Raw genomic sequence first — 10,615 nt, forward strand, 5'->3', positions numbered from 1 at the left:
TGCTGGCCGCCGTACTGGTCGTAGCCGGGCTGCTGGGCGGCGCCGCCGTAGCCCTGGTCGTACCCGGGCTGCTGCTGGCCGCCGTACTGGTCGTAGCCGGGCTGCTGGGCGCCGCCGTAACCCTGGTCGTAGCCGCCCTGCTGCTGGCCGCCATAACCCTGGTCGTACCCGGGCTGCTGCTGGCCAGCCTGCTGTCCGTAGCCGTACTGGCCCTGCTGCTGGCCGTACGGGTCACCCTGGTCGTATTGGCCGTAGCCGGGGGGCTGGCTCATTGCTGGGTCTCCTGCGTTGCTGGGTCGTGCCGACCGTGACGAACCTTCGGCGCCGTGGGGCTTGACGTCGGGATCGACGGACGAACGGGTCTTGAACTGTCCAGTATGCAGCGCCTCGTTGCGCTCGAGCGAAACTACGACGTCACCATAGGTGTCCCATCCGTGCTCGGCGAGGTGTTCCTTGACCGCCTCCGCCAACACCGAGGTGACCCGACGCTCGTCTCCGGCCATGCGCTCGTGATCAGCCTGCCCCAACGACACGATGTAGTGATTGGGAGCGAGCTGTCGACCACCGGCCAGCTCACGAACGTTCTCCTCGCTCTCGCGCTCAAGCGCCACCGCCACTTCCTGCGTGACGACGTTGCCACCGAACATGCGCGCGAAGGTATTGCCCACAAGGTTCTCGAGCCGTCTGTCAAACCGTTCGACGCGGCCCACCGGGCAACCCTCCTCACACGTGTGCTTCCCCGTCGATCCTATCCGGGTACGGCCAGTCGGACACGGCCCCCGGTGAAACCCGTGAAATCCGCCTGCTACGCTTTGCGAGCTGTCAGAGAACGAAGCACTCGGGCGAGTGGCGGAATGGCAGACGCGCACGGTTCAGGTCCGTGTGTCCGAAAGGACGTGAGGGTTCAACTCCCTCCTCGCCCACTCTTGGTTGAAGGCCCCTTCGCTAGCGCGACGGGGCCTTCTTTCATGTGGTCGTCGCTCGTCAGTTCCCGGGGGGCCGAGCCCCCCGGACCCCCGCGGTGCGGTCGGCGGCGGTTGGCGGGGTGGTTGGGGTAGGGGCGAAGGGGACTTTCACCTCATTAGATGCAGCGAAAGGGCCCTTCACCTCGTGCGATGAGGTGAAGGGCCCTTTCGGCTCGTCGGGTGTGGGTCAGTTCACGCCGATGAGGTCGACGACGAAGATCAAGGTCTCGTTCGGCTTGATGACGCCGCCGGCGCCGCGTTCGCCGTAGGCCAGATGCGGCGGGATGACCAGCTTGCGGCGGCCGCCGACCTTCATCCCGGCCACGCCCTGGTCCCAGCCGGGGATGACCTGACCGGCGCCGAGGCCGAAGCGCAGCGGTTCGCCGCGGTCCCACGAGGCGTCGAACTGGTCGCCGGTCGAGTGCGAGACGCCGACGTAGTGCACCGAGACGGTGTCGCCGGCCTTCGCCTCCTGGCCCTCGCCGACGGTGATGTCGGACTTCTCCAGGTCGGACGGCGCGGGGCCCTCCGGGCGGTCGATCTGGGGCTTCTGCAAAGACATGTCCATAAGCTACCTCCGCAGGTCCCGGGCCCGCAGGGCGAGTGTTCCGCCGAACGGTGGCAAGAACGCGAATAGTCTTCACAAATTCGGATACCCGTGGGTAGTGTGCGCCTCGTCACTCTCCGACGACGGAGGTCTTTCATGCGACGAGGCATACGGGTCTTGACGACGCTGGCGGGGCTGACGCTGGTGGCGGGCACCGTTCCGGCACTGCAGGCGAACGCCGCGGAGGCGCCACAGAACTCGGTGGTGGCGGCCGCGCTCGACGACTATTGCGGCGGCCAGTGCGGTGACATCCTCCCGCCCGGCACCAAGGGGAACGCCACCCTCGCCGAGATCCTGGCGCACAAGGCGTTCGGCACCCGGCCCGCGCATTCGGCCGATCAGCTCGGCAAGTACGCCTCGCTCGCCGACGGCTACAAGACACTGACCACGGACAAGATCAACCAGTTCTTCAACGACGCGTCGTTCGGCGTTCCGTCCGGTCAGGTCGAGAGCACGATCAAACCCCGTTCGGACGTGACGATCACCCGCGACAAGGGGATCGGTGTGCCCCGCATCGTCGGCACGACGCGGCCGGGCACGATGTACGGCGCCGGATACGCCGCCGCGCAGGACCGCCTGTGGCTGATGGACATCATGCGCCGCGTCGGCCGTGGCCAGTTGACCTCGTACGCGGGTGGCGCGCAGGGCAACCGCGAACTCGAGCAGAGCTTCTTCGCCTCGGCGCCGTACACCGAGCAGGAACTGCAGAAGCAGATCGACAACGCCGCGGCCAGTGGCCCGCGCGGCGCGCAGGGCAAGGCCGACGCCGAGGCCTACGTGCAGGGCGTCAACAAGTACATCTCCGACGCGCACAGCGGCCGCTACTTCCCCGGCGAGTACGTGCTCACCGGGCACGTCGACGCGATCACGAACGCCGGGACCATCGAGCCGTTCAAGCTCACCGACCTCGTCGTCCTCGCCGCCGTCGTCGGGGCGCAGTTCGGCGCCGGCGGTGGCGGCGAGGTACAGAACGCCATCGCGAAGATGGCGATGCAGGAGAAGTACGGACTCGAACAAGGCGACAAGGTCTGGAAGAGCCTGCGGTCCGAGGACGACCCCGAGACCGTCAAGACGCTCCACAATGGACAGACGTTCGACTACGGCAAGGCGCCGTCGAACCCGCAGGGCGCGGCGATGCCGGACAAGGGTTCGGTCACCGGGCAGCAGCTGGTCTTCGACCCGACGGGTTCCGCCGGGACGGCGACGCCCGCCAAGGTGGACGTTCCGGCGCCCGAGGACCAGAAAGCCGTCCGCGGCATCTTCGACGACGGCGTCCTGCCGGGAAACCTGCTGTCGGAGAAGCACGGCATGTCCAACGCGCTGGTGGTGTCCGGCGCCAAGACCGCGAGCGGTCACCCGGTCGCCGTCTTCGGTCCGCAGGCCGGCTACTTCGCGCCGCAATTGCTGATGCTGCAAGAACTCCAGGGCCCTGGCATCAGCGCGCGCGGTGCCTCGTTCGCGGGCATCAGCATGTACGTGCTGCTCGGCCGCGGCAAGGATTACGCGTGGAGCGCGACCTCGGCGTCGCAGGACATCACCGACACCTACGCCGTCGAACTGTGCGAGCAGAACGGCTCCGCGCCGACGAAGAACTCCAACTTCTACCGCTTCCGCGGTCAGTGCCTGCCGTTCGAGATCGTCGAGCGCAAGAACGCGTGGAAGCCCACGATCGCCGACGGGACGGCCGAAGGTTCGTACACGCTGCGCAGCTTCCGCACCAAGTACGGGCCGGTGACGAGCCGGGCGCTGGTCGGCGGCAAACCGGTGGCGTACGCGTCGCTGCGGTCGACGTTCCAGCACGAGATCGACACGATCATCGGTTTCCAGAAGTTCAACGATCCGGACGCGATCAAATCCGCGCAGGACTTCCAGGCCGCGGCTGCCGACGTCAACCAGACCTACAACTGGTTCTACGCCGACTCGCGTGACGTCGCGTACTTCAACTCCGGCTCGAACCCCGTCCGCAACCCGAACGTCGACCCGGCCATGCCGGTGAAGGCCGACGCCGGATTCGACTGGCAGGGCTGGAACCCCGACGGCAACCTCGCGAACTACACGCCGTCTTCGCAGCATCCGCAGTCGATCAACCAGGACTACTACATCAGCTGGAACAACGCGCAGACCAACGGCTACGCGGCCAGCGGCGCGGACAAGAGTTCCGTGCACCGTGGCGATCTGATCGACGCGCGGGTGAAGAAGATGGTCTCCAGCGGCACCAAGGTGACGCGGGTGAACCTCACGCAGGCCATGGAGGAGGCGGCGCTGGCCGATCTCCGCGCGGAGAAGGTGCTGCCGGAACTGTTCAAGGTGATCGACAAGGCACCGGTGACCGGCCCGGCCGCGGACGCGGTGGCGAAGCTCAAGACCTGGCTCGCCGCGGGCGGCCTGCGCTCGGAGACGTCGCCGGGCAGCAAGGCCTACGCCAACGCCGACGCGATCCGCATCATGGACGCCTGGTGGCCGCTGCTGGTGAACGCCCAGTTCAAACCCGGTATGGGTGACGCCGCCTACGGTGCCATGGTCGGCGTGCTGAAGATCAACGAATCGCCTTCCGGCTGGCAGAACGAGGTTCCCGGCAAGCACGTCGGCCAGGGACACGCCGGTTCGTCGTACCAGTCCGGCTGGTGGGGCTACGTGCACAAGGACATCCGCTCGGTACTCGGGCAGAACGTGGCCGGTCCGCTCGCCGTGAAGTACTGCGGTGGCGGCGACGTCAACGCTTGCCGTCAGGTGCTGCTCGACTCGCTGACGCAGGCGGCCGCGCAGCCCGCGAACACCGTCTATCCCGGTGACGGCGACTGCGCCGCGGGCGACCAGTGGTGCGCCGACACGATCATCCACCGCGCGCTCGGCGGTATCACGCAGGACAAGATGAGCACCCAGAACCGGCCGACCTTCCAGCAGGTCGTGGAGTTCCCGGCGAAACGCGGCGACAACATCGCCAACCTCGCCACCGGCCGGTCGGTGAGCGCGAGCAGCCACGAGACCGGCTGGTACAACTCGCCGCCGTCCAACGCGATCGACGTCAACCTGTCGACGCGCTGGGCCAGCGACTGGAGCGACAACCAGTCGATCACCGTGGATCTCGGTTCGGTGCAGCGCGTATCCCGCGTGGTCCTGCAGTGGGAAGCCGCTTACGGGAAGGCGTACAAGGTGCAGGTCTCGTCCGACGGGACGAACTGGCGGGACGCGGCGTCCATAGTGGACGGAAACGGCGGAACGGACAACGTCGCCTTCGAGGCGGTGGACGGGCGCTATGTCCGGATGGCCGGTGTCCAGCGCGGGACGAAGTACGGCTACTCCCTCTACGAATTCGAGGTGTACGCCCACTAGCTCGTGGTGTGTGATGGGCCCCTGCTCGGACGTGAGGAAGGGGCCCATCATGCACGAGATCGAGCGACTCGTTCGCCGACTCGACGCGGATGGCGCCGGCGAGGCCGAAGACGCACAGGCGGAGCTGACCCGTCTCGGCCGTGAGACCGACGTGATCGCACCGCTCTTGCGGGCCCTGCCGACACTGAACGGGTTCGGGCAGCTGTGCGCCATCGAAATCCTTCAAGAACTCGGCGACGCCCGCGCCGGGCAGCCGCTGATCGAGCTGCTGACCAGCGAGCACGACACGGTCCGCGAGTGGTCCGCCCGCGCCTTGGCCCAGCTACGCGTCATCGACGCGGTACCCGCGCTCCGGCGCGCCTTTCAAGCGTGCAAGGACCGTGGCGACCCTCCCGACTGGTCGGCTCCGGGCAGCATTCGAGTCGCTTTGACCGAGCTCGGCGCTCGGCACCCCGTCGTCCCGTCGCTGACCGCGAGCCTCCGGTTCACCACGGCCTACGGGCACGAGGCATGGCCCTCGGAACGACTGATCCATGTCCTGGACGACCTCGCCGCCCATGATCAGGTGACGCTCGACTTCCAGCTCTGGCGAGTCGAACGCGACGGCGGGATGTACTGGACAGAGGTCCAGTGGGAGGACGCAGACCTCGACTATTCCCAGCCTTGGGCGATGCTCGTCCAGCAAGCCCACAGTCGAGCCACGATCGCCGCCACCCGAGCCGCCCTCGGCGCGAACGTCGTCGCCACGATCGACTGGATCGACCGAAGCGACCTCTGAAACCACGAGTGAACCGGCCGAGCGAGGGCACGGTTTACGGTGGCGGGGTGGACACGAACGACTGGTCACCCCGCACCCTCGCCGTCGCCGCCGGACGCCCGGAAGGGCCCGGCGAGCCGCTGAACGTGCCGATCGTCGCGGCGAGCACCTTCGACGCCGGCGCCGACCGCGCGTATTCGCGCCAGGACGGCACCCCGACCTGGGAGGCCCTCGAAGCCGCGATCGGCGCGCTCGAAGGCGGGCACGCCACGGCCTTCGCGTCGGGCATCGCGACGCTCAGCGCGGTCGTCGACACCCTGCCGGTCGGCGCGAAGGTCTGTGTCCCGACGTTCTCCTACGCGGGGTCGCGCGGGCTGCTCGCGCACGCGCACGGCACCGGCCGTCTGGTGGTGACCGAGATCGAGCCGGAGGACACGGCCGCCTGGGTCGCCGCTGCCGCGGACGCGGACCTCCTCTGGCTCGAATCGCCGACCAACCCGACGCTCGACGTCATCGACATCGAGACGATCGCCGCCGCCGCGAACGGCCTGGTCGCGGTGGACAACACGTTCGCCACCCCGCTCGGTCAGCGGCCGCTGGAGCTCGGCGCCGACATCGTCGTGCACAGCGCCACGAAACTCATCGGCGGCCACAGCGACCTTCTCCTCGGCCTCACCATCGCGGCCGACGAAGGCGTCGCGAAAGGCCTGCGCGACGCGCGCACCAGGTTGGGGGCGACGCCGGGAGCGCTCGAAGCGTGGCTGGCCCTACGCGGGCTGCGGACCCTGCCGGTGCGGCTGGCCGAGCAGACCCGCACGGCGAAGCTGCTGGCGGCGCGGCTGCTCGACCACCCCGCGATCACCCGGGTGCGTTATCCCGGCTCCGGCACGATGATCGCGTTCGAACTCCCGGACGCCGAGACCGCGGACAAGGTCATCGGGTCGCTGCGGCTGATCCGTGCCGCCACCAGCCTCGGCGGGGTGGAGAGCCTGGTCGAGCGGCGGGCCTGGATGGCGGGCGACGCCCACGTGCCCGCCGGGCTCGTCCGGTTCAGCGTCGGACTCGAAGATCCGGAAGATCTCTGGACGGATCTGGCCTCCGCGCTCGGCTAGCTTGGGCACGTGGACGAGACGAAACCGCCTCGGCGGCTCGGGCAATGGCTGTGGGGGCTGTTCTGGCTCCTGGTGCTGGGCTTCCTCGCGATCGTCGCGGCGGGCCTGCTGGCCGAACTCGCGGCGGCGCCCTGTCCGAGTGAAGGGGTTTGGGCCTGCGACGCGGAGAACCGGACCCTCGCCACCTTCATCCCCGGGATCGGGTTCGGCCTCGGCCTCCTGATCGCGGGGGTGGGCGGCGGCCGGGCGGTGCGGAAGCGGACGTCGCCGAAGCCCTGGCTGTTCGTCGCGGGCCTCTTCGGAGTGCTGTCGTTCGCCGTGGCGCTGTTCTTGGAGTTCTGATCGTGACCTTCGGAATTCGTTCGTAAAGGTCGGTATTTCGGGCCGTCCGGGTGTTAACATTCCCTCGTCGCCGCGAGTTTTTCCCTTGGCTGAGCGACTTTCGGGCCTTTGTATCGGCCGAGACCACTCCCGCGTTACCCGTTTTCACGGTGGCTCTTGTCACCGTCTATTCACTACGTCCGGCCGCGGTTTTTCGGGCAGGATCGCGCTATCACCCGAACGTGGGAATCTTCCCCGGGTGGTCGCAGGGTGGGGGTCACCGTGCGTTGCGATGCTTTTCCACTGGGAGATCACTTTGAAGAAGACGTTGGGCCGCATCGCGGGTGCGGTGCTGGCCGGCGCCGTCATCTCGCTGGCCGTGACGCCGGTCGCGATGGCGCAGACCGAAACGACGACCACGCCTCCCGCGCCGACGAGCGAGACGCCCACCACGGCGCCCTCGCCCTCGTGGTCCGGCGGCCAGGTCAGCAACCCGCCCTCGTGGTCGGGCGGCAAGGTCACGACGGCCCCGCCGTCCTCCTCCGAGACCGGCACGCCGACCTCGACCGGCGGCACGCCCACTTCCGGCAAGCCGTCGACCTCCACCTCGGAGAAGCCGACCACCACCACCCCGCCGAAGCCTGAGCTGAACGTCGGCGCCGGCTACGTCGAGGGCAACGAGGGCGCGCTGGCGATCCTGTGCGGTTCGGAGCCCGCGGACGTCACCGCGCCGGACTTCACCATCGTCGACTCGTTCCAGGACGGTGGCGACGCCTACCTGTGGATCTACATCGTCGAGGCCAAGCCCGGTTTCAAGGGCACCTCGAGCACCTTCACCTGGACCTGCGACGGCAAGCCGGGCAAGGGTGACATCGAGATCGAGACGGTCGGCGGCGGCTCGACCGCGCCGGGCACCAAGCCGGAGCAGCCGAAGAAGCAGGTCAAGCTGAAGCCGAAGGGCGGCATCGAGACCGGTTTCGGCGCCACCGCGGCCTGATCCGATGAAGCTCCTGACGCAGGGCGGCCGCTTGGTCGCGGCCGCCCTTGTGCTTTCCCTCGCACTGACGGGATGCGGCACCGACGAACCCGCCGCGCCCGCCGCGGCGGCGCCGTCGGAATCGGCTCCGCCGGTGGTCAAGCCGTACAACGGGACCCGTCCGACGAACGTGAAGATCCCCAAGATCGGCGCGGAATCGAGTCTGGTCACCGTCGCGGTCGGCAAGGACGGCAAGATGTCCGTCCCGTCGGCGAAGAACCCGATGCAGGCCGCGTGGTACCGGCTTTCGCCGGTGCCCGGCGACGTCGGCCCGTCGATTCTGCTCGGCCACGTCGACGGCAACAAGCAGCCGGGCATCTTCTACAAGCTCAAGGACGTCAACCCGGGTGACGAGGTGCTCGTCGAGCGCAGCGACGGCAAGAACCTGAAGTTCGTGGTCGAGAAGAAGGACCAGGTGCCCAAGGACCAGTTCCCCGAGGAAGCGGTCTACGGCAACACGGACAAGCCGCAGCTGCGGCTGATCACCTGTGGCGGTGTCTTCGACAAGGAAGAGCACAGCTACAAGGACAACATCATCGTTTACGCGAACCTGGTCGCCTGACGTGGGCTGAAAGCGTCCTTCACCGCATCCGACGCGGTGAAGGACGCTTTCAGCCCACCCCGGCGCCCGGGAACGGGAACCCGCCCGGAGCCGTCGCCTCGGTGTCGACCCACTTCCGCATCCCCGCGTCACAGGCCGCGTAGCCCCAGTTGATCAACCGCTCCTGCAGCACTTCCGGCAGTTTCGTCAGGCGCGTCGGGGTTTCCGCCAGCACGTGGGTGCGCTCGGCGGGCGCCGCGAGCGAATCTTCGAGCTGGAAGTTCGCGAGATCGACGTAAGACCCCCAGTAGGCGCCGGTGAAATCCTTCTCCACATAGGACTTCAGCAACGCGCCGCGCCGCAGTTCGCGCACCTGGTTGTCGATCACGTCGAGGACGCGCAGCAGTTGCCGTCCCCAGTCGCGTTTGACGTTGCGCGTGACCTTCATCCGCTTGCCCGCGTCGCTCACCAGCACTGTCGCGTGCCCTTCGACCGGGTCCAGGCCGAGGTTGTCGTAGACACCGGCGTCGCTCAGCACGATCTTGCGTTTCCGCTCGGCGGAATGCGGATCCTGGATCACCACGGGCGAGAGCATCGGCGGGAACGCCGAAGACGCGGCCACCGCGGTCGCGAGCGGGATGTTCCCGTGCGGGCCGTTCTGCCGGAAGAACCACCACAGCGCGCCGTCCTGGAGGTTCGTCGCGGTGAAGACGAACTGAGGGCCTGTCGGATCGATGTCCTTCAGGCAGCAGTCGCCGAACAGGTGTTTCGCGTACACCCGCGCGAGCTCCTCGCCGGCACTCCGCCAGGGCACGGTCATGGCGAGCAGAGTGACCGGGATGTCGAGCCGTTTGCGTGCCAGGTTCCGGATCGGCGCGACGACCTTGTCGGAGAAGTTGTCCGCCACACCGTTTTCGAACTTCAGGTCCGCCCAAGCGTGCGCGAGCACACCGGCCGCGATCGAGCCGCCCGAAACGCTGGAGAACGTCGAGATCTTCGACAGCCAGCCGAGTTCGTTGAGCCGCCACAGGGCCCCGGTGTGGAACAACATCGCGCGGTAGCCGCCGCCGGACAACGCGAGACCGACGCCTTGCCGGGTGGTCGAAGCTTTGCTGGTATCCCCCACCTGAGTGAGTGTAGGGGTGGTCAGGCGAGTAGTGGCTGCAAGAGACGTCGTTGCTCTTCGGGGACGTACTCGGCGTAGTTGTCGTAGAGCGCTTGCTTCGCCAGCCGCGAAGCGCGTTCGCCGTCGGAATCCCGGATCGCGCCGAGCACTTCTTCGTGATGCGTCAGCCAGCTGCGCATCAGCGCCGTCCGGTCGTCGGCGTGCTCCAGTTTGTCCTCGATGAGTTCCAGTACGACGCCGCGGACGACCTCACCGCTGATCACCAGCAGCGGATTCCCCGTCGCGCGGGCGATGGCTTCGTGGAACGCGACGTCCGCGTGGGAGAACTCCGCGAATCCCTCCGAGACGCCCGCGCGCATCGCCTCCAGCGCGGCGTCCAGTTCGGCGAGATGCTCCTCCGTCCTGAGCTGCGCGGCGAGCAGATGTGCGGAACCGTCGAGCACCATGCGGAACTGCAGGAGTTCGGACAACCCGAGATGGTCGGCCCGCGCGAGCCGGTGCATCGACCGGTGCAACGCGGCGGGCGAGGCGGCCAGAACCTCGGGCCCGCGCGGATCGCCTGGCCGGGAGCGGATCATTTCCGCTGCTTGCAGTACACGCAGCGCCTCGCGCACGGTCGAGCGGCCGACGTCGAACTGGACCATCAGCTCGCGTTCGCTCGGCAACCGGTCGCCCGGTTTGATCCGGCCGCTGAACACGGCTTCCTCGATCTGTTCGACGACACGCTGGTACGCGCGGACAGGGGAGACCGGCTCGAATTCCATCTTGACCCTGCCGTCTCGTCTGGTTTACTGGTCAGACCAGTCTACCGGTCAGG

Annotated in this window: 10 protein-coding genes and 1 tRNA gene; 7 read left to right on the plus strand and 4 right to left on the minus strand. The window is 67.9% G+C overall.

The annotated features are described in order from the left end of the window. A partial coding sequence (locus ACSMFO_RS12765) for a DUF3662 domain-containing protein (protein ID WP_436458788.1) occupies nt 1-710 on the minus strand: 710 nt, incomplete at its 3' end. Between the two features lie 130 nt (nt 711-840). Here ACSMFO_RS12765 and ACSMFO_RS12770 point away from each other — a divergent pair. Then, nucleotides 841-923 (plus strand) — tRNA-Leu (locus tag ACSMFO_RS12770). A 229-nt stretch (nt 924-1,152) separates the two neighbouring features. On the opposite strand, the gene ACSMFO_RS12775 is transcribed toward ACSMFO_RS12770, so the two are convergent. Further along, a complete protein-coding gene (locus ACSMFO_RS12775) occupies nt 1,153-1,527 on the minus strand; it encodes an FKBP-type peptidyl-prolyl cis-trans isomerase (protein ID WP_038522092.1) in 375 nt (124 codons plus the stop codon). Between the two features lie 141 nt (nt 1,528-1,668). On the opposite strand from ACSMFO_RS12775, the gene ACSMFO_RS12780 reads away from it, so the two are divergent. From ACSMFO_RS12780 to ACSMFO_RS12805, 6 genes are all read left to right on the plus strand, one after another. Next, on the plus strand, nt 1,669-4,905 hold the full coding sequence (locus tag ACSMFO_RS12780; RefSeq protein ID WP_436458789.1) for a penicillin acylase family protein: 3,237 nt from the start codon (nt 1,669-1,671) through the stop codon (nt 4,903-4,905). Nucleotides 4,906-4,954: 49 nt separating this feature from the next. Beyond that, nucleotides 4,955-5,683: a HEAT repeat domain-containing protein gene (locus tag ACSMFO_RS12785; RefSeq protein WP_436458790.1), complete on the plus strand. Its 729-nt coding sequence runs from the start codon at nt 4,955-4,957 to the stop codon at nt 5,681-5,683. A 47-nt stretch (nt 5,684-5,730) separates the two neighbouring features. Then, nucleotides 5,731-6,774 carry a trans-sulfuration enzyme family protein gene (locus tag ACSMFO_RS12790; protein WP_436458791.1) on the plus strand — a complete coding sequence of 348 codons (1,044 nt, stop codon included), beginning with the start codon at nt 5,731-5,733 and terminating at the stop codon, nt 6,772-6,774. Between the two features lie 9 nt (nt 6,775-6,783). Next, the gene (locus tag ACSMFO_RS12795) at nt 6,784-7,116 is read left to right on the plus strand and encodes a hypothetical protein (RefSeq protein ID WP_436458792.1); all 333 of its coding nucleotides are present in this window, start codon (nt 6,784-6,786) and stop codon (nt 7,114-7,116) included. Between the two features lie 271 nt (nt 7,117-7,387). Further along, nucleotides 7,388-8,092, plus strand: coding sequence for a hypothetical protein (locus tag ACSMFO_RS12800; RefSeq protein ID WP_436458793.1), 705 nt, complete (start codon nt 7,388-7,390; stop codon nt 8,090-8,092). A 4-nt stretch (nt 8,093-8,096) separates the two neighbouring features. Next, the gene (locus tag ACSMFO_RS12805; RefSeq protein ID WP_350592139.1) at nt 8,097-8,693 is read left to right on the plus strand and encodes a class F sortase; all 597 of its coding nucleotides are present in this window, start codon (nt 8,097-8,099) and stop codon (nt 8,691-8,693) included. Nucleotides 8,694-8,742: 49 nt separating this feature from the next. Here ACSMFO_RS12805 and ACSMFO_RS12810 read toward each other — a convergent pair whose 3' ends face one another. Both ACSMFO_RS12810 and ACSMFO_RS12815 read right to left on the minus strand, forming a co-directional pair. Continuing rightward, entirely contained in the window at nt 8,743-9,798 is a 1,056-nt protein-coding gene (locus tag ACSMFO_RS12810; RefSeq protein ID WP_436458794.1) for a patatin-like phospholipase family protein, read from the minus strand. A gap of 20 nt (nt 9,799-9,818) precedes the next feature. Continuing rightward, complete coding sequence (locus ACSMFO_RS12815; protein ID WP_436458795.1) at nt 9,819-10,562, minus strand: FadR/GntR family transcriptional regulator; 744 nt, start codon at nt 10,560-10,562, stop codon at nt 9,819-9,821. Nucleotides 10,563-10,615 lie beyond the last annotated feature (53 nt).

Origin of the sequence: Amycolatopsis sp. w19 (assembly GCF_051373225.1) — a bacterium.
Lineage (GTDB): Bacteria > Actinomycetota > Actinomycetes > Mycobacteriales > Pseudonocardiaceae > Amycolatopsis > Amycolatopsis japonica.